Genomic DNA, 24,111 nt, shown 5'->3' with positions numbered 1-24,111 from the left:
GCTGTGGGATATGGACGGCACGCTGCTGGACTCGGAGAAGCTGTGGGACATCCCGCTGTACGAGTTCGCGGAGAAGCTGGGCGGGGCGCTGTCGCCGGCCACCCGGCAGGCGATGGTCGGCACCAACGTGCCGACCACGATGGCGCTGCTGTTCGCCGAGGTGGGCATCACGCCGACGGAGGAGGAGACGGCCGACGGCGCGGCCTGGATCATGCGCCGCACCGAGGAGGTGTTCCGGGCGGGGCTGCCGTGGCGGCCGGGCGCGCAGGAGGCGTTGCGGGCCGTGCGCTCGGCCGGGGTGCCGATGGCGCTGGTGACGTCCACCGAGCGGGCGCTGACCGAGGTGGCCCTGGACACGATCGGCCGGGACCTGTTCGACGTGACGGTGTGCGGCGACGAGGTCGAGGGGCGCAACAAGCCGCTGCCCGACCCGTACCTGAAGGCGGCGCGGCTGTTGGGCGTGGCCGCGCCGGCGTGCGTGGCCGTCGAGGACTCGCCGACCGGGGTGGCGTCGGCGGTGGCGGCGGGGTGCACGGTCCTGGTCGTGCCGTGCGACGTGCCCGTGCCGTCGGGGGAGCGGCGGATCTTCCGCGAGTCCCTGGTCGGGGTGGACCTGCAGGTGCTCACCGCCCTGCGCCCGGACGGGACCTGACCGGCTCGACCCTGCTCGGCTCGGTTCGGCTCGGCCTGACCCGGCACAGCTCGACCCGGGGCCGGGGTGACGGGTCGGGACGACCGACCAGGAGGCCGCCCGGGGCGGGTGGCTGGTGGCAGTCGTCCGGTCGCCCCGAGCGGGCGTGAACCCGCTCGGGGCGACCGGCGTCCGCAGGTCGTCACCCGCGCCGGCCGCGACGGCGGGTGACCTCCGGAGGTCACCCGTGCCCTCGACCCCGGGTGGGTGCGGTCCGAGGACGGGTCCCGGTCAGGTGGTGCGGACGTCGGCCCCGGGCGCGCTGCGCACGGCCGGGTCGACCAGCAGGCCGAACACGACGCCCAGCCCCAGCCACAGCGTGGCCGTCTCGGCCAGCGAGGCGAGGCGGAACTCCCACAGGACGGCCACCGGCATGTCCGCCGGGATCGCGTCCGGCGGGGCCGGGAACACCAGCAGCACCACCACGAACCCCGCCGCCACGGCCAGCCCGACTACCGTGGACCGCACCGGGCGGCTCAGGCTCCCCAGCCGGGACGCCAGGTAGCTGCCGCCGAACACCACCAGCAGGCCCGCCGCGATGAGGCCCAGGTAGAGCACCGTGCGGTAGTCGACCGTGCCCGGGTCGCCCACCGCGGGCGGGTTCGCCGGGTACTTCACCGCCGGCAGCAGCGCCGCCGCGCCGAACACCGCCGCCGCCAGCCACACGCTGCGGCCGAACGGGGTGCGGTCGGTGAACCAGCGGCGCGAGCCCGCGTAAGCGGTGGCGAACAGCGCGCCGACCGCCAGGCCGACGATCACCGCCGCGAGGACGCCGCCCACCACCTGGGCGCCCCGGCCGAACAGCTCGCCGTGGTCGTGCCCGCCGGCCTCGGCCGGCTCGGCGACCGCGCGGGCCTCCTCCACGGCCAACGCCGCCCGGATCGGCACCTCCACGACGAGGAGGCCGACGAGGCCCGCGAGCAGCCCCGCGATGCCGCCGGCGCCGATCCCGCGCAGCAGCACGCTCTTGTAAGTGGTCACGGTGGCCCCTAGTGGCACGGCACGCCGAGGGCGTGCCGGCCGTCGTGGAAGAACTCGTGCAGCGACTCGGCGGCGTGGCCGAGGGCGACACCGTTCTCCTGGAGCACCAGCCAGGTCACCACCAGCGCGACGAGAGCGACGGCGTAGGCCCACCGGGGGATGGGGATGGAACGGGGGTGCGCGGGGCTCGTCATGACGGCCTCCTCCATACCTCGTGGAAGGTCAACAACATCACGTGCCGCAGCCGGTCTCCTGACTCCCGGATCGACACCGTCCCCGCGTCTTCCCAGCCGCACCGTGGCCAGTGACGTTCTCGGCGGGTTGACTCCCCGGTCACAGTGGCGAGGACCGCGCCGGATTCCCACCGGCTTCCCGTCCACTGCGGCGGTGGAACGGTAGATGCGCAGGGCACACCGGCACAACCGGCCGTACAGGTTGTTGTCCACTCCACCCGGACTCGCCGAGGACCCGACCCGGGGCCGCCGGGACGCGGTGACCGGACCGCCGGGACCCGGTGTTTCGGACCGCCGGGACCCTGTGCGAGCTGTCGGAGGCCCGGTGCGAGCCGCCGAAGGCCGGCGCGGGCGGGGGAGGCCGGTCAGGACAGGGTTTGGGTGCGGTCGTCGGAGGACGGGTGGGCGCAGGGGCGGAAGACCGCCGACGGGCAGGTGCGGGGGTCTCAGGCGGCGGGCAGGGGGCAGTCGCCGCACGTCCCACCGCCGTCGAGGCGGTAGTACAGGCAGCAGCTGCGCCGCCGGAACGCCACCTCGCCGGGGAACGGGAGGAAATCGCCCGACCCCCGGAACGGCGGCTCGCCCAGCAGCCGCCCGCCCAGCGCCAGGCAGTCCTCGGCGGACGCGATGCCGCTGCGGGAAACCGTGCGCAGCGCGCCCGCGATCGAGGACGCGGCGTTGCCCCACAGCAGCCCCCGCGCCACCGGCACGAGGTCGCGCACGGCCTCCACCACCGGCTCCAGCGACTCGGCGATGCCCACACCCGCGACCGGTTCCGCGATCCGCACCCGCAGCCCGTCCGGCCCGTAGTGCCACCACAGGTTGCCCGGCCGGATGTCGGGCACGACCCCGCCCATGGCGTGAGCGGCGACCGTCGGGCACAGCAGCCGGGCGGTGTAGCTGAGGAAGAACAGCGACGCGGCGACCCGGGCCTCCCCGGTCCGGTACCGCTGCGCGATCACCCGCAGCGTGCCCGGCAACGCCGACCCGTCGAGCAGGGCGTCCCCGGACCGCCACTCGTCCTCGGCCGCGCCGGTTTCCGGGCGGCCGACGTCCAGGGCGAAGAACGGACTGATGCCGCGGACCTGCCGCAGCGTGGACAGCACTCGGGCGAAGTCGGACACAGCACCAGTCTGCCGAGGGTGCAGCGGTCGCGTCAGGCCCGCCCTCGGCACGGCCTCGCCCGTCATGGCATGTAGAACGTCAGGATGTCGCTGCGCACGTAGTACGTGTGCGCGCCGGGCGGGCATCACCTGCGGTTTCTCTGGTCAGCGAATTCCGGCCTGTTCGTGCGGTGCGTGGAAGTGCCTTGCTGTGCGCCTCTGTCGCCGCCGGCGTTGCCGTCAGACGGCTACGTGCGTGAGGGCGGTGGAGTGGGCTTTGGCCGGTGTCCTGCCCGGGTAGGGGTCGGGCATGGTCGGGGGGTCGTACGCTGGCCCGGCAACTCGGGCAGGTCGTGATCCCGCCCGGAAGGTGAACGAGCGGCCCCCTGGCCTCGCACCTTCCTCGACCGGCTCCGCACCGCCTGCCAGTGCTGCACTCAGAGCCGCGACACCGCCCCGTTGCCGTCAAACGGCGTTACGCAGAACTCCGGTCATCAGCGTCCACGGGCACGTGGGCCGCAGTCACTACGCCGGAGAATGAACTCTCCACCACAACCCGGTCACCGGGAGAATAGATCCATAACTCCGGCACGGATTCCGTGATGTCCGGCAGGTGGGAGATGGAGGATTCGAGCCCCATCTCCACACTCGGAACTGCCAGGCTCTCCCAGAAGAAGATCAGGCTGTCGGCTTTCGGGGCGAACTGCCGGATTGCGGCGCTCAGTTCGATGGAATCCGACTCCATCGAGCAGAGCACCAGACCACCGGCCACCGCGCACCACTCGATCGCACCATCGGAGTTGCGCGGGTAACGGCCAAGACTTTCACGCTCGTACTGGAGATGCCGGTCCAGGCTCAGCAACTGCACCCCTGGCCGCCCAACCCAAGTTGGCCGTCGATCACCCTGCTGGTCTGCGCGAACCACTCGGACCATGCACCGGGGCAGGAGGTCTGGCCTGGTTCCGTATACACCATCGAGCGTCACGGATTACCGCCAAGCATTTTCGCGAAATCGTCTTCTGTTCCGCTCCGCGGCACGGCCCACTTGCGTGCAGAGTCGCCCTCGCCAACTTTCATGTCAATATGGAACCCCTTTACTGGATTATGGTCCATCCCGAACCTCTTGACTTCACCGTTCACCCGGGCGGTGAAGCCCACTGCCTTGTCTCGGGCTTGCTCGAAGCTGCCAAAGCTATCCGGGACCACTTCCTTCCACGCCCCACCGGAGTTGTGAACCAGGACCGGCGTGGCCCCCGCCAGCACGTAGTACGAGTTCGCGTCGCCGGCCGCCGGCCCGAGGAACGGCTCCAACGCCGGCCTGAGGAACGGCTCCAACGCCCGGCCCGCCACCGTGCCGGGGCGCTCGTTTGCGCTCGTGGCCCCGGTGTGGGCGAGCAGCGCGTGCACGGCGTCGGCGTCCACCGCCGCCACCTCGCGCGGCTGCACGCCTTCCTCGGGCGGTGTCGAGCGGCCGGTGCCCACGGGCACCCCGTCGCGCTCCACCAGCCACTGCGCGGAGCCGCCACGGGCCACCAGCCACCGCCACAGCGCCGGCGCGTGCGGCATCCACAGGTCCGCGCACGCCTCCCACCCGGCGTCCGGGTCCTCCACCACCAACCGGTGGTCCACCGCGTCCTCGGGCTCGCCGCGCTCGGCCAGCAACGCGCCGATCTGGTCTAGGTACTGCGGCTCCGCGGTGCGCAGCACCAGCCCGTCGGACAAGCCCATCAGTGCAGTGTCGACGTACCTCCTCTCGTCACGCCACCGGTTTACCGGCGGCATTCTCGGCCGTTCGGGCCCGGCAGCTCAAGGCCGGTCGTTCGCATCCGGCTGCTCGTGCGCGGCCCCCTGAATCCGGCCCCGGTAAGTGATGTGGCGATTCCACCCCCGTTATCGCAGAATCCCGGCATGTCCTGGCTGCCACCCGACTTCGCCCACCCCACCCGCGTCGACCTGGGGACGGGCCACCACCTGAGGCCGATCCGGGAGTCCGATGTGGACCTCGACTACCCGGCTGTCATGGGTTCGAGGGAACGGCTCTGGTCCCTCTACGGCGAGGAGTGGCACTGGCCGCCCACGACGATGACCTACGAGGAGGACCGCGCCGACCTCGCCCGCCACGAGCGCGAAGCCGAGGCGCACCAGTCGTTCAACTACGCGCTGTTCGACCACGACGAGACCGCCCTGCTCGGCTGTGTCTACATCGACCCGGCCGAGGACGCGCTCATCTCCTGGTGGGTGGTCGATGAGCACGTCGGCACCGATCTCGAACGCAGGCTGGACGCCTTCGTCCCCGAGTGGATCGCCCGCGACTGGCCCTTCACCAGCCCGAAGTTCGGGCTGTGACCGTGGGCCGATCACCGGCCGTCGACCCCGGCCGCTGACCCCGGTCGCCGACCCCGGCTGCCAACTCCGGCCGGTGGTCGGTGGGTGGTCCCCGATCGGCGACCGGTGGTGGGTGGTCGCTCATCGGCAGGTCGATGCCCAGGACTCGCCGGGCCGCCGCCCGCAGTTCGTCCAGCGGCATGGCGTCGGTGTCGGTCAGGCCGGTGTCACCCCACTCGATCATCGTGATGCGGTAGAGCGCCGGGTGGAACGCGCCGAACGCGCAGACGCCGCGTTCGGCGCGGTGGAGGGCTGCCGGCCACAGCACACCCACGGACGCGTGGTCGTCGGGCCGGGTGGAGCCGCGGGTCTCGTGCCCGCGCAGGGCCTCCGCCCCGACGTCGGCCTCCGGCGCTTCTCCGGGTCTGCGCCGCGGCACCGGCAGGGTGGGCAGCGCGCCGTCCTGCGGCGGGGTTCCGAGCACCGTCGGGCGGGCGACGGCCGGGGTCGGCTCACCGGTGGGCACCGGGCTGTTCGGGCCTGCGCCGGTGATCACGGCGTCGGTGTCGGGGCGGGTGGCGGTGTGCGTGGTCATGGGTCCTCCTCGGGCATGGTTGGTCAAGCCCTCCGCGTCGAGGGCTGTGCTGTCGTTGATTCGGGTGTCGTCGAACAGACCCTGGGATCAGGGCCGGCCGGGGTGGGGTCAGCTGGTCGATGGCTCCGGCAGGCCGGCCGCCACCCGCGTCAGCGCGTCCTGCACCAGGGCGCCCAGGGGGACCGGTGGGTCGGCGGTGAGCCACTGGTGGGTGGCCACCTCGATCGCCGCGCCCACCGACGCCGCGACCAGCTTGGGGTAGAGGTCGGTGGTCGCGTCCGTCCGGGTGCGTTCGGCGATCGCCTGCGCCAGCTCGCGCTCGACCACCGAACCGGCCCGCAGGAACTCGCCGATCAGCGCCGGCTCGCTCACCATCAGCCGGACCCCGGCCCTCCACTGCTGGTCCGGCGGATCGGCGCCGCTGTCGTACTGGGCCAGCGCGGCCGCCAGGACCGACTCCCACACCGACTCCGCCAGAGGGCGCCGGCGGACCCGCTCCGCCAGCTCCCGCCCGCGGTCGGCGTGGTGGGCGGCGATCGCCTCGGCCTTGCTGGAGAAGTAGTTGTTGAACGTGCGGGGCGACACGCCCACCGCGGCGGCGATGTCCTCCACCAGGACGTTCTCCGGGCCGCGCTCCACCGCCAGCCGGAGGGCCGCCCGGCCCAACGCTTGGCGGGTCTGCAGCTTCTTGCGCTCGCGCAAGCCCATTCGGTCGTCCATGTGATCAAGCTAGGGCAAAAGTGCGGGACCCGCAAGATTTCGGGGTACGCACTTTCGGGGCGGGTTCCGGCCACTCTCCCGGGGATGCGAGGATCAACACCCGTGAAGACCTTCGACGAGCTGTTCGCCGAGCTGAGCGAACGCGCCCGCACCCGCCCCGAGGGCTCCGCGACCGCAGCGGCCCTGGCGGCCGGGGTCCACGCGCAGGGCAAGAAGGTGCTGGAGGAGGCGGGCGAGGTCTGGATCGCCGCGGAGCACGAGTCCGACGAGCGGCTGGCCGAAGAGGTGTCCCAGCTGCTCTACCGCGTGCAGGTGCTGATGCTGGGCCGCGGCCTCACCCTCGAAGACGTCTACGAGCACCTGTGACCCGTGGCCGGGGTGCTCGGCGGTTTCGTGCCGATCTGGGTGCTCACGGCCATCGGCTTCGTCGCGGCCCGCACCGGGGTGCTCGGCGACCGGGCCGAGTCGGTGCTCGGCCGGTTCGCGTTCTACCTCGCCATGCCGGCCGTGCTGTTCACCACCCTGCTCGACAGCGATCCCGGCGCGCTGGCCAACCGGGGCGTGCTGGCTTTTGTGATCGCCACGTTCGTCGTCGGCGCGATCGGTCTGCTCCTGCACGCGAAGGTGTTCCGGCGGGAGCTGCCCGACCGGGCGCTGGCGGCGGTGGCCGGCGCCTACGTCAACTCCGGCAACCTCGGCATCCCGGTCGCCGTCGGCGTCCTGGGCGACTCGTCGTTCCTGGCGGCGGTGCTGCTGTTCCAGCCGGTGGTCCTGATGCCCGCGGTGCTGGCCGCGGTCGAGGTGGGCTCCGGGCGGCGCGGCGGCACGGCGCGCACCCTGCTGACGCTGCCGGTGCGCAACCCGATCATCCTCGCGTCGCTGCTGGGTGTCGCGCTGAGCGCGGTCGGCCGGCGACCGCCGCAACTGGTGATGGACCCGATCGAGGCGTTGGGGTCCGCGGGCGTGCCCACGGCGCTGGTGGTGCTCGGCATGTCGCTCAACGCCATGCGCGCGCCCGACCGGGAAGCCCGCGCCGGGGTCTGCGCGGTGGTGGGCCTCAAGCTCCTGCTGCACCCGGTCGTGACGTTCCTGGCCTGCCTGGCGCTCGGCGTGACCGGCCCGCTGCGGCTGGCGGCCGTCCTGTGCGCGGCGCTGCCGACCGCGCAGAACGTGTACGTGCTGGCCGCGCAGTACCGCCCCGACGCCCGCCTGCCGCGTGACGTGGTGCTGGTCTCCACCGCGTTGTCGATGGTGACGCTCTCAGTCGTGGCGGTGCTGCTCCAGTAGCGCCAGCACCTCGGCGTCGGTGGTCTGGTCGAACCGCCGGTAGAACCTGCCCACCGACCGGAAGTCGTCCCGCCGGTGCGGGCACACCACCCGGTCGGCCTCGCCCCGCAGCTGCCGCAGGGCCTGCGCCGCGCCCACCGGGACCGCCAGCACCAGCCGGCGCGGGGCCCGCGAGCGCACCTCGCGCAGCGCGGCGCGGGCCGTGACACCGGTGGCCAGGCCGTCGTCCACGACCAGCACGTCCCGGCCGGACAGGCGCACCGCCCGCCCGGACCGGTAGACCTCCAGCCGGCGGCGGGCTTCCCGCCGCTCCGCCGCGCAGGTCCCGGCGAGGTCGTCCGGGGTCAGCCCCAGCGACCGCAGCGCGTCGGCGTCGAAGATCGGCTCGCCGTCCGCCGTGACGGCCCCGACGCCGAACTCGCGGTGGCCGGGCGCGCCGATCTTGCGCGCCACCGCCACGTCCAGCCCCGCGCCCAGGGCCCGCGCCACCTCGTGCGCCACCGGGACGCCGCCGCGCGCCAGGCCCAGCACCAGCGGATCGCACCAGCGGCCGGGACGCAGCGCCTCGGCCAGCACCCGTCCGGCGTCGGCCCGGTCCGCGAACTGCACCACCCCATCGTGACCCCGGCTCAGCGCTCCCGCACGCACGGCGACTGCGCGGTGCGCCCGATCGGGCAGCGTTCGCCCTGTCGGCGCGTGACGACTTCGCCACCGTCGAACGCGCTGCGCGGCAGCCCTTGGGCGCGGCGCCGGGGGAGCGCCGCCGTCAGTCCGCCCGGTCCAGCGCCGTCTCCTGCCCGGCGTCCGGGTCCGGCCAGCCCGGGTAGGGCGGCGGCGTGCCGTCGAACGCCGGGCACCGCGCCTTGTGGTCGCAGTAGTCGCACAGCCGGCTCGGGTTCGGCCGGAAGTCACCCGACCGGGCGGCTCGGAGGATCGCGTCCCAGATCGCCTCCAGCGTCCGCTCGAACCGGCTCAGCTCGGCCTCGTCGGGCGTGTAGGCCAGCGCCTGCCGGTCGGCCAGGTACATCAGCCGGAGCTGGCGCGGCACCTCGCCGCGCAGCCGCCACAGCACCAGCGCGTAGAACTTCATCTGGAACAGCGCCTTGGCCTCGCCGACCTCGCGCGGCGCGGCCCCGGTCTTGTAGTCCACGACCCGGATCTCGCCGGTCGGCGCCACGTCCACGCGGTCGACGTAGCCGCGCAGCAGCACCCCGGACGGCAGCTCCCACTCGACCAGCAGCTCGCGGGCGTCCGGGTCGAACCGGCGCGGGTCCTCCAGGCCGAAGTAGCCGTCCAGCAGGCCCTCGGCCGAGGCCAGCCACTGCTGCTGCTCCTCGTCCTCGCCCTCGGCGAACAGGTCCGCGAACTCCGGGCGCTCGGCGCGGACCCGCGCCCAGGCCGGGGCGACCAGCTCGCGGGCGCGCTCGGGGACGCGCTCGGCGGCGGGCAGGCCGAACAGGTCCTCCAGGACGGCGTGCACGACCGTGCCGCGGACCTGCGCCTTGGTGGGCTTCTCCGGCAGCCGGTCGACCGCGCGGAAGCGGTACAGCAGCGGGCACTGCTTGAAGTCGCCCGCGCGGGAGGGCGACAGCGCGGGCCTGCGAACAGGGCGCTCGGTGATCGTCGGCACTGCCATGCCGGAAACGATAGGGCAGACCCCCGACAAGATCAGGGCGGTCGAGGCGGGACCGGGGGTGCGCGGGGTGGCCTGGACCGGGTGACGGGCCGGTGGGGGCGGTGCCGGAGCGGTGGGGTGCGGTTGGCGGTGGGGCGCGGGTCGGGAGGTGGGTCGGTGGGGCGTGGTCGGGCGGTGGGGCGTGGTCGGGCAGTGGGGCGCGGTCGGGTGGTGGGGCGCGGGTTGGGATGTGGGGTGGTGGGCGTGGTGTTGGAGCGGTGGGGCCGCGGGTCGGGTGGCGGGGCGCGGGTTGGGTGGCGTGTCGTGAGCAGGTGGCGAGACGCAGGTGGAAGGACGCGGCCGAGCGCTTACCCGTGCGCGGCTCGGGCAGGAGGGTGGGCCTCTGGCGAGCTTTCGCGACTCGGGTGGGCACGGCGGTGCGGGGGTGCTCGCGCTGGGTGGCCCCCCTGCTTTCAGACAACCACGGCGCACCGACGAATTCGGGCAGTGGCGCTGAGAGCGTGCTGAGGGGCTGAGAGCGTGCTGAGAGGTGTGGCGCTGGGGAGCGGGTTCGGGGCCGTGTCGGAGGAGCGGTCGCAGCGTGCGGGGGTGAATGGGCGGGTCACAGCGTCAACACACCCCAGGACCTAGGCTCTCGACGTGGTGACCAAGGAGAGCTGGCGACGGCAGGTCGGTCGGGACGGTGGGCTGCCGCTGTTCCGGGCCGCCGGGATACCGGTGCTGCTCGCGCCCTCCTGGTGGTTGGGCTCGGCGGCGATCGTGGTGCTCTACGCCCCGCTGGTCGAGCGGATCGCGCCGGGCGCCGGCGGCCTGACCGGGGTGCTGCTCGCGGCCACGTTCGCGATCTTCCTCGGGCTCTCCGTCCTCGCCCACGAGCTGGGGCACAGCCTGGTGGCGCTGCGGCTGGGGCTGCCGGTCCGGCGGCTGCGGCTGTTCCTGCTGGGCGGGGTGTCCGAGGTGATGCGCACGCCGACCAGGCCCGCGCACGAAGGGCTGATCGCGGCGGCCGGGCCGGTGGTGTCGATCGTGCTGGCGGGCGCGTTCGCGCTGGCCGCGGTGGCGATACCGCACCCGGACGCGGTGTGGCTGCTGATCGCGCAGACGGCGTTCGCCAACGCCGCGGTGGCCGTGTTCAACCTGCTGCCCGGCCTGCCGCTGGACGGCGGGCGCATCCTCCGCGCCGGCGTGTGGGCCGCCACGGGGCGGCGGTCGACGGGCACGAGGGCCGCGGTCGTCGGCGGTGTGGTCGTGGCCGTGCTGCTGGTGGTGTGGGCGGTCTGGGGCGTGCTGGAGGGCAGCGAGGACCGCTGGGTGCGCTTCGGCGTGTGCCTGCTCACCGCGTGGTTCGTGGTGGCGGGCGCGCGGGGCGAGTCGGCCGCCGAGCGCAAGCGCGCCTGGCCGGCCGGGTTGACCCTGGGCGAGCTGGTCCGCCCGGTGCTCCAGCTGCCCGCCGAGAGCCCGGTCTCGGGCGCGCTCACGGCGTCGGCCGGGCGGGGCGTGGTGCTGGTGCGCGCGGACGGGGTCGCGGCGGGGCTGCTGGACCGGGACCTGGCGCGGCGGCTGGCGGCCACCTCGCCGCACGCGCCCGCCGAGCAGGCCGCCGTGCCGATCCGGCCGGAGACCGTGCTGCTGGAGAACGAGACCGGCGACGAGGTCGTCGAGCGCGTCCACGGCACCGCCGCCTGGGAGTACCTGGTGGTGGACCTGGAGGGCCGGCCCGCCGGGGTGCTGCGGCGGGAGGACCTCAAGGCCGCTCTGCACCGTCGCTGAGCAGTCCCGCCTCCTGGGCCAGGATCGCCGCCTGCACCCGCGACCGCAGGTCCAGCTTGGTCAGCACGCGGGACACGTGCGTCTTGACGGTCGTCTCGCCGATGTGCAGCTTTCGCCCGATCTGGTGATTGGACAGGCCCTCGCCGAGGCAGCGCAGCACGTCGACCTCGCGGTCGGTCAACGCGTCCAGCGCGGTCGGCCGGGGGCGCGGGGCGACCGAGGCGAACTCGCGCATCAGCCGCCGCGTCACGCTCGGCGCCAGCACCCCGTCGCCGGCCGCGACCTGCCGCACCGCCTCCACCAGCGCGTGCGCCTCCACCGACTTGAGCAGGAACCCCGCCGCGCCCGCCCGCAGCGCGCCGTGCACGTACTCGTCCAGGTCGAACGTGGTCAGCACCAGCACCTCGCACACGCCGGCCAGCTGCCGGGTCGCCGCGATGCCGTCGGTGCCGGGCATCCGGATGTCCATCAGCACCACGTCGGGCCGCAGCTCCCGGGCCAGCCGCACGGCCGCCGCGCCGTCCGCCGCCTCGCCCACCACCTCGATGCCCTCCGCGCCGCCCAGGATCATCACCAGGCCCGCGCGGATCGCGGCGTGGTCGTCGGCCACCAGCACCGTGGTCACAGCGGCAGCTCCGCCCGGACCAGCCAGTCGCCGCCGTCGCGGCCCGCCGTGAACGCACCGCCGACCGCGTGCGCGCGCTCCGCCATGCTCACCAACCCCGTCCCCGTTCCCCCGGCCGCGTCGCGCGCGGTGTTCCGCACCACCACGACCAGCCTCCTGACCTGCCGCTCCACCCGCACCGAGGCGGACGAGCCGTGCTTCAACGCGTTCGTCAGCGCCTCCTGCAGGATCCGGTAGGCCGCGAGGTCCACGGCCACCGGCAGCCCGTCCACGTCGTCTATCGCGAAGTCCACCGCGAGCCCGCCCGCGCGAGCGGAGTCGACCAGCCGCGCCGCGTCGGCCAGCCGCACGGTCACCGGTTCGTCCACCGCGTCGTCGGCCCGCAGCACGTCGATCATGGTGCGCATCTCCGCCAGCGACCGCACGCTGTTCTCCCGGACCGACCGGAGCACCGTGCGCACGGTCTCCGAGTCGGCGGGCATGGACAACACCGCCTCGGACTGGATCGCGATCGCCGACAGGTGCCCGGCGATCACGTCGTGCAGGTCGCGGGCCATCCGGGTGCGTTCCGCGCCGACGGCCGCCCGCCGGTCCAGCTCCGCGATCCGGGCCACCTGCTCGGCGCTGTCGCGGTGCTGGCGGATGTTGGTCGCCCACCACACCGGCACGCAGACCAGCGAGAACACCTGCAACCCGGCGTAGAGCGACTCCCGCCAGTCGCCGTGCAGGGCCAGCACCAGCGTCAGCCCCAGCGTGCCCGACGCGACGAGGCCGACCAGCGCCCGGTGCAGCCGGCGCGGCCCTTCCAGCGACACCACGAACAGCATGTCGACGAACACCAGGACCAGCGGGATGCTCAGCCCGTGCGTGAAGTCCACCGCCACCGCCGCCGTGACCACCACCAGGGCGATCACCGGGGCGCTGCGGCGGAACGCCTGCCCGACGCACGCGACGGCGAGGACGGCCAAGCGCGCGACCTGCGGGGTCGGCTGCTCGGCGCTGAAGAACAGGTCCAGCTCCAGCCGGTAGACCAGCACCCCGAGGGCGAAGAAACCAGCCGCGACGAGCACCTCGCGGCCCTTCGGGCGGATCTGCACCACCGCATCACAGCACACGCCGCCGACCGGGGCGTCCTACGAAGTGATGACCCCCGATCGGTCCGCCCGCCGACGCGTCGGACCGTCCCCGACCGGCAGCCTCGACGTCGTGGCTGAACCGATGGTCGTGCTCATCGTCGCTTGTGAGATCGGTTTCTGGATCGTGCTCGGGGCCGGTCTGCTCACCCGGTACGTGCTGCGGCGGCCGAAGGCCGGCGCGGTGCTCCTGGTGTGCACGCCGCTGGTGGACGTGGTGCTGCTGGCGGCGACCGCGTTCGACCTGCGGTCGGGGGGCGAGGCGACGGCGGTGCACGGGCTCGCGGCGATCTACCTGGGGGTCAGCGTCGCGTTCGGGCACAGCGTGCTGCGCTGGGCCGACCAGCGGTTCGCCCACCGCTTCGCGGGCGGTCCGCCGCCGGTGAAGCCGCCCCGGCACGGTGTGGCGCGGGTCCGCTACGAGTGGCGCGAGTGGTTCAGGTTCCTGCTCGCGTGGGGCATCGCCGGCGCGGTGGTGCTGCTGCTGATGTACGTCGTGAGCACGCCCGAGCGTACGCAGGTGCTGTGGGGGCAGATGTCGGGCATGTCGCTCGTGGGCGCCATCTGGCTGGTGGCGGGGCCCGTCTACTACTCGGTCAAGGAGGCGGGCGGCCTGCTCGCCGGCAAGGGGGAGAGGGATGCGTGAGGTGCTGGGGATCATCATGCCTGCCCCGCAGGGCCTGGTGCCGCTGGTGCTGTCAGCGCTGGACGTGGACACCGGGAGCTGGTTCCTCGTGCTGCACCTGCCGCCGTGGGCGCAGCTGCCCGGGGCGCTCGGGTCCGCCGTCGCCGGTGCGCTGCCCACGGTAGCCGGCGCACGCGCGGAACGAGGCCGCTGACCTGGGCCGCCGGGCCTTCTGCGACCATCGTGCGCCGTTGTCCGCACGTTGTTCCAGGAGGTTCACCGCGGTGAGCACCGCCAGTGGTCCGTTCCAGCCCGGAGACCGGGTGCAGTTGACCGACCCGAAGGGACGGCACTACACGATCGTGCTCGAACCGGGCAAGGAGTACCACACCCATCGCGGCGCCCTGTCGCACGACAAGCTCATCGGGCAGCCCGAGGGCTCGGTCGTCACGTCGGTGGGTGGCACGTCGTTCCTGGCCCTGCGGCCCCTGCTGGCCGACTACGTCCTGTCCATGCCGCGCGGCGCGCAGGTCATCTACCCCAAGGACGCGGCGCAGATCGTCATGTACGGCGACGTGTTCCCCGGCGCCCGCGTCCTGGAGGCCGGCGCCGGGTCGGGCGCGCTGACCTGCTCGTTGCTGCGCGCGGTGGGGGAGAAGGGCAGCGTCACCTCCTACGAGGTGCGCCAGGACCACGCCGACCACGCCATCCGCAACGTCGAGCAGTTCTTCGGCGAGCGCCCCGGCAACTGGTCGCTCACCGTCGGTGACGTCGTCGACCACGAGGGCGAGGTCGACCGGGTGATCCTGGACATGCTCGCCCCGTGGGACGTGCTGCCGGCCGTCTCCCGCAGCCTCATCCCCGGCGGCGTGCTGGTGGTGTACGTGGCGACCACCACCCAGCTGTCGAAGGTCACCGAGGCGATCCGCGAGCAGCAGCACTGGACCGAGCCGCACGCGTGGGAGACGCTGGCCCGCCCCTGGCACGTGGTGGGCCTCGCCGTGCGCCCCGAGCACCGGATGATCGGGCACACCGCGTTCCTGCTGACCACGCGCCGGCTGGCCGACGGCGTCACCCCGCCCCGGCCGCAGCGCCGCCCGTCGAAGGGTTGACCAGCGGGAACGGCCCGTGCAGCCGAGGGCTGCACGGGCCGTTCCCGCGGCACCGGGGGCTTACTTCTTCTCGCAGGCCACCCAGCCGTCGTCGGTCTTGACGAAGGGGATCTTGTCGCTGCGGTCGGTCCTCATCAGCTCCTTGAGGTCGTCCGGGACGCCCTCCAGCTTCAGCGAGATGTCGGCCTCCGCGTGCGTCTCGTCCTTCTCCTCGACGCCGTTGACGGTGGCGACGAGCTTGATGTCCTTCGCCGCCTCCTGCAGCTGCTTCGCCTTCTCCCTGAACTCCGGCGGCATGTCGCCGAGGTTCTTCTCGATCTCCTGGCTGATGGCGTCCGGGTTGAACTCCTTCTGCAGGTCGTCGATCTCCTTGCGGTCCTCGGCGCAGGTCAGCGAGCGCAGCTTGTCGTAGTCCTTGCCCGACAGGGCCGCCGCGAAGCTCTCCGCCGCGTCCTTGGGCGTGCCGTTGCCGCCACCCAGCGTGAGCAGCAGGACCACGACCACGGCGATCACCAGCGCGCCGCCGCCGGCCAGGACCCAGGGCAGGGGGCTCTTCTTCCGCGGCGGGCCGTAGGGGCCGAAACCACCCGGTTGGCCGTACCCGGGCTGGTTGAACTGCCCGTGCGGCGGCTGGCCGGGGCCGGGCTGACCCGGCCGGCCGGGCGGCGGGTACGCGCCCGGGGGCGGGCCGTAGCCGGGCTGGGGCTGCCCACCTTGTGGGAAGCCCTGGGGCGGCGGGGGGTACCCGCCGGGCTGCTGGCCGTACCCCGGTTGCGGGCCGAACTGGCCTGGTTGTTGGCCGAACGGACCCGGCTGCTGACCGTGGGGACCCGGCTGCTGCGGCGGGACGGACATCACGTTCTCCTAGAGCTTTGCGCTGGTGAGCAGAGGGCACCGCCCGGGACGCGGGTGGTGCCCCGCACTGGGACGCACGGTAGTGGGTGGGAGGTTCCACCGGGCACCGGGATGGAGCAGTTGATCCCGCCGAGCGGGGGGAATGTGTGATCACGCGACCCTCGGGAACCCGTGGGGTGGCCGCTTTTGTCGGTGATCGCCGGTACCGTTGTCGTACGAACACGGGAGGAGGGTGCCGACATGCAGCACGGTCATCCCGGCAGCCGGCCCGATGAGGGCGGCGAGCTGAACAAGGGCAACAACTCTGGTGAGCTGACGGCGCAGATCAGGTTCCTGGAGGACGAGATCGCGTTGCTGCGCCGAAAGCTGACCGAATCCCCACGACACGCCCGTCTGCTGGAGCAGAGGCTGGCGGAGGCGACGGAGCGCGTCAGCCAACTGACCGAGCGCAACACGAAGCTCATCGACACCCTCCGGGAAGCACGGAGCCAACTGCTGGCGCTGCGCGAGGAGGTCGACCGGCTGGCCCAGCCACCCAGCGGGTACGGCGTGTTCCTGGCGCGGTTCGAGGACGGCACGGTGGACGTGTTCACCTCCGGCCGCCGGATGCGGGTCTCGGTGTCGCCCGCGGTCGAGACGGCGTCGCTGGTCCTGGGCCAGTCGGTGCGGCTCAACGAGGCGCTGACCGTCGTCGAGGGCGGCGGTTTCGAGCGGACCGGCGAGGTCTGCACGCTGCGCGAGATCCTGGAGGCCGAGCAGGAGTCCTCCATCGGCCGCGCCCTGGTCGTCGGGCACGCCGACGAGGAGCGCGTCGTGTGGCTGGCGCAGCCGCTGATGGACGCGCCGCTCAAGGCGGGCGACTCCCTCCTGGTCGACTCGAAGGCGGGCTTCGCCTACGAGCGGGTCCCCAAGGCCGAGGTCGAGGACCTCGTGCTGGAGGAGGTCCCCGACGTCAAGTACGGCGACATCGGCGGCCTGGGCAGGCAGATCGAGCAGATCCGCGACGCGGTGGAGCTGCCCTTCCTGCACGCCGACCTGTTCCGCGAGTACAAGCTGCGCCCGCCCAAGGGCGTGCTGCTCTACGGCCCTCCCGGCTGCGGCAAGACGCTCATCGCGAAGGCGGTGGCGAACTCGTTGGCCAAGCAGGTGGCCGCGGCGCGCGGCGACGACCACCGCGAGGCCAAGAGCTACTTCCTCAACATCAAGGGCCCGGAGCTGCTCAACAAGTTCGTCGGCGAGACCGAGCGGCACATCCGGCTGATCTTCCAGCGGGCCCGCGAGAAGGCGTCCGAGGGCACCCCGGTGATCGTGTTCTTCGACGAGATGGACTCGATCTTCCGCACCCGCGGCAGCGGCGTCTCGTCGGACGTGGAGACCACGATCGTGCCCCAGCTGCTGTCGGAGATCGACGGCGTCGAGGGCCTGGAGAACGTGATCGTGATCGGCGCGTCCAACCGCGAGGACATGATCGACCCGGCGATCCTGCGGCCGGGCCGGCTGGACGTCAAGATCAAGATCGAGCGCCCGGACGCCGAGGGCGCGAAGGACATCTTCAACAAGTACCTGACGCCCGACCTGCCGATCCACGCCGACGACCTGACCGAGTTCGGCGGCGACCCGGCGGCGTGCATCGACGGCATGGTGCAGCACACCGTCGAGCGCATGTACGAGGAGTCGGAGGAGAACCGCTTCCTGGAGGTCACCTACGCCAACGGTGACAAGGAGGTCCTGTACTTCCGGGACTTCAACTCCGGCGCGATGATCCAGAACATCGTGGACCGGGCGAAGAAGGCGGCGATCAAGAGCCTGCTGGACACCAAGCAGCCGGGTCTGTCGGTGCGGCACCTGCTCGACGCGATCGTGGACGAGTTCGCGGAGAACGAGGACCTGCCGAACACGACGAACCCGGACGACTGGGCGCGCATCTCCGGCAAGAAGGGCGAGCGGATCGTCTACATCCGGACCCTGGTCACCGGCAAGAACCAGGAGTCGGGTCGGGCCATAGACACCGCCACCAACACCGGGCAGTACCTCTAGGCGACCGGTACGCCGACGGCAAGCCCCGCGCGCTGCGGCGTGCGGGGCTTGCTCGTGCTCGGGGCTCGGAGCGGTTCCGGTCGGTGCGCTTGTCGGTGGTTCCCGTGGTGAGGGGGCGGCCGACGCCGCGCCCGGCAGGGGGCGGTCGGCCGCGCGGGTGGGGCCGCCGGTCCTCTCACCCGGTGCGGGCCGGTCGCGGGGCCCCCGACCGCGGGGCTGGAACCGCCGGCGCCGGCGCATCGGTTGCCGGTGCGCCGGTTGCCGGTGCGTCGGGCTGGTGTGCCTGACTGGTGCGTCGGACCGGTGCGTCGGACCGGTGCGTCGGTTGCCGAGGTACCGGCTGAGGCGAAGGAAACCGCTGGTCCGAGCGCTGCGGCAGGGGCTGCGGCGCGGGCGGGCGTGGCCTCCGGCCCCCGGTTCCAGTGTCGCACGGGGCACCGACACTGCGGCGTCGGGAAGCTGAGAGGCGCCGGGGAGTCGAGGGTTTCCGGGGTCGAAGGTCTTCCGGGAGTCGAGGGTCTTCCGGGAGTCGAGGGCCTTCGGGGGGTCGAGGATCTTTGGGGGCGAGGGTCTTCGGGGGGCGAGGGGGAGAGGGCTCACGAGGTGGGGGTGACCAGGCCGGACTCGTACGCGGCGATCACCAGTTGCGCCCGGTCGCGGGCCTGGAGCTTGTGGAGCAGCCGGCCGATGTGCGTCTTCACCGTGCCCACCGACAGGTGCAGTTCCCGGGTGATCTCGGTGTTCGACAGCCCGCGGGCGATCAGCGCCAGGACCTCCTGCTCCCGGTCCGTGATCCCCTCCAGCCGCACCGCCCGGCGCACGGGCGCCCGCGCGAACTCGGCGATCAGCCGCCGGGTGACCGACGGCGACAGCAGGCCGTCGCCGCCCGCCACCACCCGGATGGCCGCCAGCAGCTCCGCCGGCGGGGTGTCCTTCAGCAGGAACCCGCTGGCGCCGGCCCGCAGCGCCGAGTACACGTACTCGTCCAGGTCGAACGTGGTCAGGATCAGCACGCGCGCCGTCGAGGACGACGCTATCTCCCGCGTCGCCGCGATCCCGTCCACGCCCGGCATCCGGACGTCCATCAGCACCACGTCGGGTGACGTGCGGCGCACGACGGACACCGCCGCCGCGCCGTCCCCGGCCTCGCCGACCACCCGCAGGCCGGGCGTCGAGTCCACCAGCACCCGGAAGCTGCCCCGCAGCAACGCCTGGTCGTCCACGACCACCACGTCGATCACCGGGTCCGCCCCCGCTCCCGGCCCCACTGCGCCGTCCATCCCTGTGCCGCCCGCCCCTGTGCCGCCCGCCCCTGCGCCGTCCGCCCCTGCGCCGTCCGTCCGCCCGAAGCTCATGCGAGCGGCACCTCGGCCGCCACGCGGAAACCGCCGCCGCCCATCGGCCCGGCCGAGAACGTCCCCCCGTACACCGCCACCCGCTCCCGCATCCCGATCAACCCGTGCCCGCCGCCGCCGGTGAGCACCCGTTCCCCGCGCCCGTCGTCGGTCACCGAGATCCGCACCGACGACTCCTGCACTGCCACGACCACCGAGCACCGGGCGGGCGCGGCGTGCTTGACCACGTTGGTCACCGACTCCTGCACCACCCGGAACACCGTCAGCCCCACGCCGTCGGGCAGGGGACCGCCGGTCACCGAGAGGTCCACCGGGACGCCGGCCAGCGCCGCCCGCTCCACCAGCCCGGGCAGGTCCGCCAGGCCCGGCACGGGCGCCAGCTCCGCCGAGGCGTCCTCCGCGCGCAGCACCCCCAGCAGCCGCCGCATCTCCACCAGGGTGCTCCGGCTGGCGGCTTCGATCACCTGCAACGCCTCCCGGGCCTGCTCGGGGCGGGAGTCGGCCACGTGGTTCGCGATCCCCGCCTTCACGGTGATCAGCGACAGGCTGTGGGCGACCACGTCGTGCAGCTCCCGCGCGATGCGCAGCCGCTCGTCGGCCACCGCCCGCGACGCCTGCTCGGCCAGCGCCCGCTCGGCGTAGCCCCGCCGCACCAGGGTCGACCGCCCCAGCGCCCACGCGCCGCCCAGCAGCAGCGCCACCACGGCGGCGAGCCCCAGCGAGTCCGGCCACCGCTCGCCGAGCGGGATCGCCACGGCGCTCGTGACCAGCGCGAAGACCAACGCGCCGACGGACCGCTTGCGGTGCTCGGTGGCCGCCATCATGTACATGGCGGCAGCGGAGGGGATGTAAGGCTCCAGCGTGATGTGCAGCGCGGAAGCGACGTCCTGCGCCGTCACCACGACGATCAGCGCCGCCATGGGCCACTTGCGCCGCACCGCCAAGGGCGCGCCGACCAGCACGGCCACCAGGTAGCCGAACCACAGCGGGACGCCGCTGTTCTCGGCGAACCCCATGTACACCGCGGTCACCACGACGGCGCCGAGAACGTCGAGCGCGTAGAGGTAAGCGGTGGGCAGCCACCTGGCGAAACGCGATCTCACGCCCGAACGGTAGCCGGCGGGCCCGCCCGGCCGCATCGGACCGTGGTCCGACCTTGATCCAAGACCGCCGTCCGATCCCGCGGCCCCCCGGCGCCGGAAGGCTCGGCGGTGTGATCGAAGTACGCGAACTCACCAAGCGCTACGGCTCCGCCCGAGCCGTGGACGGCCTCTCGTTCGAGGTCAAGCCCGGCTACGTGGCGGGCTTCCTCGGCCCCAACGGCGCGGGCAAGTCCACCACCATGCGGGCCGTCCTCGGCCTGGACCGCCCGACCAGCGGCGAGGCCCTCGTCAACGGCCGCCGCTACGCCGACATCGCCAAGCCCCTGCACGAGGTGGGCGCGCTGCTCGACGCCGGCGCGGCGCACGGCGGCCGCCGCGCCTACGACCACCTGCGCGTGCTGGCCCGCAGCAACGGCATCGGCCGCGACCGGGTGGTCCACTGCCTGGAGCTGGTGGGCCTCGCCGGGGTGGCCGACCGGCGGATCGCCACCCTCTCGCTGGGCATGAGGCAGCGCCTGGGCGTGGCGGCGGCGCTGCTGGGCGACCCCGGCGTCCTGCTGTTCGACGAGCCGGTCAACGGGCTGGACCCGGAGGGCATCCGGTGGATCCGCCACCTGATGCGCGACCTCGCCGGAGAGGGGCGCACGGTGCTGGTCTCCAGCCACCTGATGAGCGAGATGGCGCTGACCGCCGACCGGGTGGTGGTCATCGGTCGCGGCCGGCTGATCCTGGAGGCGTCGGTGCAGGACCTGGCCGACCGGTTCCGGCGCGACGTCCTGGTGCGCTCGGCGGACCAGGGCGGCCTCGCGCAGGCGCTGGAGCGGCACGGCGCCGCGGTCCGCCGGGAGGGCGACGCCCTCGCCGTCCAGGGGCTCACCGCTCGCGACATCGGCGAGCACGCCGCTCAGCGGCGCATCACCGTGCACGAGCTGACCCCGCGCAGCGCGTCGCTGGAGGACGCCTACCTCGAACTGACCGAGGACAGCGCGGAACACCGCACCGGGGGGACCGACCGATGACCGACGTGCTCGCCTCGGAGTTCCTCAAGCTCCGGACCGTCCGCTCGACCGCCTACCTGCTGCTGTCGCTGCTGCTGGTGCTCGCGGTCGGCATCCTCGTGGCCCACCTGATGACGGCCGACTACGACGTGCAGCCGCCGGAGCGGCAGGCGAAGTTCGCCGCGGCCGACCCGGGGGTGATGGTGGCGCCGTTCGGCCAGTTCGTCCTCGGCGTGCTGGGCGCGCTGGCGGTCACCTCCGAGTACGGCAGCGGCATGATCCGCACGGCGCTGGCGTCGGTGCCGCGGCGCAGGGCGCTGCTGCTGGCCAAGGTCGCCGTCGTCGGCGCGGTGGCGGCGGTCGTCGGCGGCGCGTCGACGCTGGTGGCGCGCCTGGCGGGTGCGCTGATCACCGGTGACCGGCCCAAGCCCATCGCGGCGTTCGACTCGTTCGGCGAGGCGCTGCCCGCGCTGGCGGCCGACACGGCGACGACGACCATGACGGGGCTGGTCGGCCTTGGGCTCGGCTTCCTGCTGCGCTCCACGGCGGGCGCGGTGGTGACGCTGTCCGGGCTGCTGTTCGTGCTGCCGATGGTCTCGATGATGCTGCCCTCGCCGTGGGACGACCGGGTGGTGGCGGTGCTGCCGCTGTCGCTCGCGTCGCAGTTGACGGGGCAGGCGCCGGGCGCCCTGCTGTCACCGTGGGGCGCCGGCGCGGTGGTGCTCGCCTACGTCGTGGTGGCCCTGGGCGGCGGGTTGGCGGCGTTGCTGCGCCGCGACGCCTGAGTGCCTTGACGGACGCGGAGCGCGGTCGTTAAGGTCCGGCAATAGTAAGGAAACTTACCTTAATATTGCCGCCGCCGTTCCTACCGAGAGGGAGAACGCCACATGGCCAAGCTCCGCACCGCACTGGCCCTGGCGGCCACGCTCGTGCTCCCCGCCGTCCCGGCGGGCGTGGCGCAAGCGGCACCGACCGCACCCGGAGCCACCGCGCTCCCGGCGGGCTCGCCCGCCGCCGTGAACGGACAGCTCCGGGTGTGCGGCGTCAAGCTGTGCAACCAGCACGGCAAGGCCATCCAACTGCGCGGCATGAGCACGCACGGCATCCAGTGGTACTCCAAGTGCGTCAAGCGCCAGTCGCTGGACGCGCTGGCCGGCGACTGGAAAGCCGACGTGCTGCGCATCTCGATGTACATCCAGGAAGACGGCTACGAGACCGACCCGCGCAAGTTCACCGACATGGTGCACGGCTACATCGAAGAAGCCACCAAGCGCGGCATGTACGCCCTGGTCGACTGGCACCAGCTCGACCCCGGCGACCCCAACTACAACACCTCGCGGGCCAAGACGTTCTTCAAGGAGATCGCCGACCGCCACAAGGACAAGACCAACATCATCTACGACATCGCGAACGAGCCCAACGAGGTGTCGTGGTCGCGGGTCAAGTCCTACGCCGAGCAGGTCATCCCGGTCATCCGCGCCGAGGACCCCGACAGCCTCGTGCTGGTCGGCACGCACGGCTGGTCGACCTTCGGCCACTCCGACGGCAGGAACCCGCAGGAAGTGGTCAACAACCGCGTCAACGCCACCAACCTCATGTACACGTTCCACTTCTACGCGGCCGACCACGGCGACGACTACCTCGAAGTCCTGTCGAAGGTCTCCGACCAGCTGCCGGTCTTCGTCACCGAGTTCGGCACCCAGGAAGCCTCCGGCGACGGGCCGAACAACTTCGACCGCGCGCAGAAGTACCTCGACCTGATGAAGTCCAAGAAAATCAGCTGGGTGAACTGGAACTTCTCCGACGACAAGCGCTCCGGCGCGGTGTTCAAGACCGGCACCTGCTCGGGCACCTCGTTCGCCGGCACGAGCAAGCTCAAGCCCGCCGGCGTCTGGGTCCGCGACCGCATCCGCACCGCGGACGACTTCCCGACCAGCTGACCCGGGACCACGGTGACCGGCGGCCTCCCGGGGCCGCCGGTCACCGTGGCGGCGTGCCCGACTTCGCGCTCGCCTCGCCGCCCTCGGCCGTCCCGCCTACCTCACCCCGGGCCGGGAGGGCGCGCTGCCCGCCGACCGGGGCGTCGACGCGATGCGCGCGGCGTGCCACGCGGTGCTGGACGCGGCGTACGAGAGGGGCGTGCGACGCGTGGACGCCGCCCGGTCCTACGGGCGCGCGGAGGAGTTCCTGGCCCGGTGGCCGGCCGACCGGGGCCACCGCGACGTCCGGGTGTCCGGCAAGTGGGACTACGAGCACGTGGCCGGCCGGCGGCGCGACGCGCCGACCCACGAGGTCAAGGAGCACTCGCCGGCCGCGTTCGCCCGCCAGTGGCGTGAGACCGAGGCGCTGCTCGGCGCCCACGTCGGGCTGTACCAGGTGCACCCGCTGACCGAGGACAGCCCGCTGTTCGGCGACCCGGAGCTGCTCACCGCGCTGGGCCGGCTGCGGGACTCGGGCGTGCGGCCGGGCTTCTCCACCTCCGGGCCGCGCCAGGCGGCGGCCGTGCGGCGGGCCCTGGGGCTGGAGGTCGAGGGGCGGCGGCTGTTCGAGGCCGTGCAGGCCACCTGGAACGTCCTGGAGACCTCCGCCGCGCCGGGCCTGGCGTGGGCGCACGAGAGCGGCGCGGAGGTGTCCGTCAAGGAGGGCCTGGCCAACGGCCGCCTCGCCCTCGACCCGCCGCGCGAGGTCCGCGACCCGGCGGCGCGGCACGGCGTGGGCCCCGACGCCGTCGCGCCGGCCGCGGTGCGCGCCCAGCCGTGGGCGGACGTCGTGCTGTCCGGGGCGGCGGGCGTCGACCAGCCGGTGGCCGACCTCGCGGCCCGCGAGGTCGACCTCGCGTCCGGCGGGTTCGACCTCGCCGAGGAACCCGAGCGGTACCGGGCGACCCGCGCGGCGCTGCCCCAGGGGTAGCCGCGCGCCCCGGGTCG

The 24,111-nt window shown here is 73.3% G+C and carries 27 protein-coding genes and 1 riboswitch; of the genes, 13 read left to right on the top strand and 14 right to left on the bottom strand.

Going from position 1 to position 24,111, the window contains the following annotated elements; translation table 11 throughout:
- Positions 1-10 precede the first annotated feature (10 nt).
- On the top strand, positions 11-652 hold the full coding sequence (locus tag JOE68_RS01850) for an HAD family hydrolase (protein ID WP_239562558.1): 642 nt from the start codon (positions 11-13) through the stop codon (positions 650-652).
- A gap of 270 nt (positions 653-922) precedes the next feature.
- Here the strand turns inward: JOE68_RS01850 and JOE68_RS01845 are convergent, their stop codons facing one another.
- From JOE68_RS01845 to JOE68_RS01825, 5 genes are all read right to left on the bottom strand, one after another.
- Entirely contained in the window at positions 923-1,672 is a 750-nt protein-coding gene (locus JOE68_RS01845) for a CbtA family protein (RefSeq protein WP_204840610.1), read from the bottom strand.
- Between the two features lie 8 nt (positions 1,673-1,680).
- Positions 1,681-1,866: a CbtB-domain containing protein gene (locus JOE68_RS01840; RefSeq protein ID WP_204840609.1), complete on the bottom strand. Its 186-nt coding sequence runs from the start codon at positions 1,864-1,866 to the stop codon at positions 1,681-1,683.
- 31 nt (positions 1,867-1,897) lie between these two features.
- Positions 1,898-2,071, bottom strand: a riboswitch (cobalamin riboswitch).
- Positions 2,072-2,351: 280 nt separating this feature from the next.
- Positions 2,352-3,029, bottom strand: a complete 678-nt coding sequence (locus JOE68_RS01835; RefSeq protein WP_204840608.1) for a (2Fe-2S)-binding protein — start codon at positions 3,027-3,029, stop codon at positions 2,352-2,354.
- A 454-nt stretch (positions 3,030-3,483) separates the two neighbouring features.
- On the bottom strand, positions 3,484-3,876 hold the full coding sequence (locus tag JOE68_RS01830; protein ID WP_204840607.1) for a hypothetical protein: 393 nt from the start codon (positions 3,874-3,876) through the stop codon (positions 3,484-3,486).
- Between the two features lie 113 nt (positions 3,877-3,989).
- Positions 3,990-4,736 (bottom strand): hypothetical protein, encoded by a 747-nt coding sequence (locus tag JOE68_RS01825; RefSeq protein WP_204840606.1) that lies wholly within the window; start codon positions 4,734-4,736, stop codon positions 3,990-3,992.
- Between the two features lie 180 nt (positions 4,737-4,916).
- Between JOE68_RS01825 and JOE68_RS01820 the strand changes: the two genes are divergently transcribed.
- On the top strand, positions 4,917-5,354 hold the full coding sequence (locus JOE68_RS01820; protein ID WP_204840605.1) for a GNAT family N-acetyltransferase: 438 nt from the start codon (positions 4,917-4,919) through the stop codon (positions 5,352-5,354).
- Here the strand turns inward: JOE68_RS01820 and JOE68_RS01815 are convergent.
- On the bottom strand, positions 5,329-5,928 hold the full coding sequence (locus JOE68_RS01815; protein WP_204840604.1) for a hypothetical protein: 600 nt from the start codon (positions 5,926-5,928) through the stop codon (positions 5,329-5,331). The two genes, JOE68_RS01820 and JOE68_RS01815, sit on opposite strands and share 26 nt — an antisense overlap.
- A gap of 108 nt (positions 5,929-6,036) precedes the next feature.
- Positions 6,037-6,648: a TetR/AcrR family transcriptional regulator gene (locus tag JOE68_RS01810; RefSeq protein WP_204840603.1), complete on the bottom strand. Its 612-nt coding sequence runs from the start codon at positions 6,646-6,648 to the stop codon at positions 6,037-6,039.
- Between the two features lie 102 nt (positions 6,649-6,750).
- On the opposite strand from JOE68_RS01810, the gene JOE68_RS01805 reads away from it, so the two are divergent.
- Both JOE68_RS01805 and JOE68_RS32080 read left to right on the top strand, forming a co-directional pair.
- Entirely contained in the window at positions 6,751-7,014 is a 264-nt protein-coding gene (locus JOE68_RS01805) for a phosphoribosyl-ATP diphosphatase (protein WP_204840602.1), read from the top strand.
- 3 nt (positions 7,015-7,017) lie between these two features.
- Positions 7,018-7,935 carry an AEC family transporter gene (locus JOE68_RS32080; protein WP_204840601.1) on the top strand — a complete coding sequence of 306 codons (918 nt, stop codon included), beginning with the start codon at positions 7,018-7,020 and terminating at the stop codon, positions 7,933-7,935.
- Here the strand turns inward: JOE68_RS32080 and JOE68_RS01795 are convergent.
- Positions 7,909-8,544 (bottom strand): phosphoribosyltransferase, encoded by a 636-nt coding sequence (locus JOE68_RS01795; RefSeq protein ID WP_307819435.1) that lies wholly within the window; start codon positions 8,542-8,544, stop codon positions 7,909-7,911. The two genes, JOE68_RS32080 and JOE68_RS01795, sit on opposite strands and share 27 nt — an antisense overlap.
- Positions 8,545-8,701: 157 nt before the next feature.
- The gene (locus tag JOE68_RS01790) at positions 8,702-9,571 is read right to left on the bottom strand and encodes a RecB family exonuclease (protein ID WP_204840600.1); all 870 of its coding nucleotides are present in this window, start codon (positions 9,569-9,571) and stop codon (positions 8,702-8,704) included.
- Positions 9,572-10,210: 639 nt separating this feature from the next.
- Between JOE68_RS01790 and JOE68_RS01785 the strand changes: the two genes are divergently transcribed.
- The gene (locus JOE68_RS01785) at positions 10,211-11,341 is read left to right on the top strand and encodes a site-2 protease family protein (RefSeq protein WP_204840599.1); all 1,131 of its coding nucleotides are present in this window, start codon (positions 10,211-10,213) and stop codon (positions 11,339-11,341) included.
- On the opposite strand, the gene JOE68_RS01780 is transcribed toward JOE68_RS01785, so the two are convergent.
- Together JOE68_RS01780 and JOE68_RS01775 are read right to left on the bottom strand one after the other, a co-directional pair.
- Positions 11,316-11,912 carry a response regulator gene (locus tag JOE68_RS01780; RefSeq protein WP_239562549.1) on the bottom strand — a complete coding sequence of 199 codons (597 nt, stop codon included), beginning with the start codon at positions 11,910-11,912 and terminating at the stop codon, positions 11,316-11,318. The genes JOE68_RS01785 and JOE68_RS01780 overlap by 26 nt on opposite strands.
- Positions 11,913-11,962: 50 nt before the next feature.
- Entirely contained in the window at positions 11,963-13,063 is a 1,101-nt protein-coding gene (locus JOE68_RS01775; protein WP_307819433.1) for a sensor histidine kinase, read from the bottom strand.
- 109 nt (positions 13,064-13,172) lie between these two features.
- On the opposite strand from JOE68_RS01775, the gene JOE68_RS01770 reads away from it, so the two are divergent.
- From JOE68_RS01770 to JOE68_RS01760, 3 genes are all read left to right on the top strand, one after another.
- Complete coding sequence (locus JOE68_RS01770; RefSeq protein WP_307819432.1) at positions 13,173-13,745, top strand: hypothetical protein; 573 nt, start codon at positions 13,173-13,175, stop codon at positions 13,743-13,745.
- On the top strand, positions 13,738-13,938 hold the full coding sequence (locus tag JOE68_RS01765; RefSeq protein ID WP_204840596.1) for a hypothetical protein: 201 nt from the start codon (positions 13,738-13,740) through the stop codon (positions 13,936-13,938). The genes JOE68_RS01770 and JOE68_RS01765 overlap by 8 nt, the downstream gene beginning before the upstream one ends.
- Positions 13,939-14,008: 70 nt before the next feature.
- The gene (locus tag JOE68_RS01760; protein ID WP_204840595.1) at positions 14,009-14,836 is read left to right on the top strand and encodes a tRNA (adenine-N1)-methyltransferase; all 828 of its coding nucleotides are present in this window, start codon (positions 14,009-14,011) and stop codon (positions 14,834-14,836) included.
- Between the two features lie 60 nt (positions 14,837-14,896).
- Here the strand turns inward: JOE68_RS01760 and JOE68_RS01755 are convergent, their stop codons facing one another.
- Entirely contained in the window at positions 14,897-15,691 is a 795-nt protein-coding gene (locus JOE68_RS01755) for a hypothetical protein (RefSeq protein WP_204840594.1), read from the bottom strand.
- Positions 15,692-15,931: 240 nt separating this feature from the next.
- On the opposite strand from JOE68_RS01755, the gene arc reads away from it, so the two are divergent.
- On the top strand, positions 15,932-17,728 hold the full coding sequence (gene arc / locus JOE68_RS01750; RefSeq protein WP_204840593.1) for a proteasome ATPase: 1,797 nt from the start codon (positions 15,932-15,934) through the stop codon (positions 17,726-17,728).
- 596 nt (positions 17,729-18,324) lie between these two features.
- On the opposite strand, the gene JOE68_RS01745 is transcribed toward arc, so the two are convergent.
- Together JOE68_RS01745 and JOE68_RS01740 are read right to left on the bottom strand one after the other, a co-directional pair.
- Positions 18,325-19,008, bottom strand: coding sequence for a response regulator (locus tag JOE68_RS01745; RefSeq protein WP_239562087.1), 684 nt, complete (start codon positions 19,006-19,008; stop codon positions 18,325-18,327).
- Between the two features lie 71 nt (positions 19,009-19,079).
- Positions 19,080-20,186 carry a sensor histidine kinase gene (locus tag JOE68_RS01740; RefSeq protein WP_204840592.1) on the bottom strand — a complete coding sequence of 369 codons (1,107 nt, stop codon included), beginning with the start codon at positions 20,184-20,186 and terminating at the stop codon, positions 19,080-19,082.
- 110 nt (positions 20,187-20,296) lie between these two features.
- Between JOE68_RS01740 and JOE68_RS01735 the strand changes: the two genes are divergently transcribed.
- The 4 genes from JOE68_RS01735 (at position 20,297) to JOE68_RS01720 (ending at position 24,094) form a co-directional block, all read left to right on the top strand.
- Positions 20,297-21,205, top strand: a complete 909-nt coding sequence (locus JOE68_RS01735) for an ATP-binding cassette domain-containing protein (RefSeq protein ID WP_204840591.1) — start codon at positions 20,297-20,299, stop codon at positions 21,203-21,205.
- Entirely contained in the window at positions 21,202-21,969 is a 768-nt protein-coding gene (locus JOE68_RS01730; RefSeq protein WP_204840590.1) for an ABC transporter permease, read from the top strand. The genes JOE68_RS01735 and JOE68_RS01730 overlap by 4 nt, the downstream gene beginning before the upstream one ends.
- A gap of 102 nt (positions 21,970-22,071) precedes the next feature.
- Positions 22,072-23,124: a glycoside hydrolase family 5 protein gene (locus JOE68_RS01725; RefSeq protein WP_204840589.1), complete on the top strand. Its 1,053-nt coding sequence runs from the start codon at positions 22,072-22,074 to the stop codon at positions 23,122-23,124.
- A gap of 151 nt (positions 23,125-23,275) precedes the next feature.
- Positions 23,276-24,094, top strand: a complete 819-nt coding sequence (locus JOE68_RS01720; protein WP_204840588.1) for an aldo/keto reductase — start codon at positions 23,276-23,278, stop codon at positions 24,092-24,094.
- The last annotated feature ends 17 nt before the right edge of the window (positions 24,095-24,111 follow it).

It is taken from the genome of Saccharothrix algeriensis (assembly GCF_016907655.1).
Taxonomy (GTDB): Bacteria; Actinomycetota; Actinomycetes; order Mycobacteriales; family Pseudonocardiaceae; genus Actinosynnema; species Actinosynnema algeriense.
The sequence above is the reverse complement of the archived record's forward strand: the minus strand, read 5'-3'. Positions and strand labels throughout refer to the sequence as shown.